General features: G+C 65.4%; 1 pseudogene. It reads right to left on the bottom strand.

The annotated features are described in order from the left end of the window. Nucleotides 1-75 precede the first annotated feature (75 nt). Nucleotides 76-263 (bottom strand): annotated as a pseudogene (locus ABD352_RS29995) (hypothetical protein); the annotation flags it as partial.

Raw genomic sequence — 263 nt, forward strand, 5'->3', positions numbered from 1 at the left:
GCACAGACCGACTGGCCTCCGCCGACGGCGACGGCGTCATCCACCTCTGGCAACCGGCCGCCTAGTAGTGCTTTGTTAGGTTTGTCGATGTCTGTTGCGGTGTAGCGGTTTCACGGTTTGGTGGCAGGTGGTGCATGCGCCGGTCCAGGTTGCGAGCAGGAGTTGCAGCTCGTGGATGACCTTGTAGAGGGTCAGGCCGGCGCATCCGCTCAGACGTAACTGGTCCGTGCGCGGGCAGGCGGCAGCATCGGGGCGCAGCCCCG

This window comes from Dactylosporangium salmoneum, assembly GCF_039532525.1.
Taxonomy (GTDB): domain Bacteria; phylum Actinomycetota; class Actinomycetes; order Mycobacteriales; family Micromonosporaceae; genus Dactylosporangium; species Dactylosporangium salmoneum.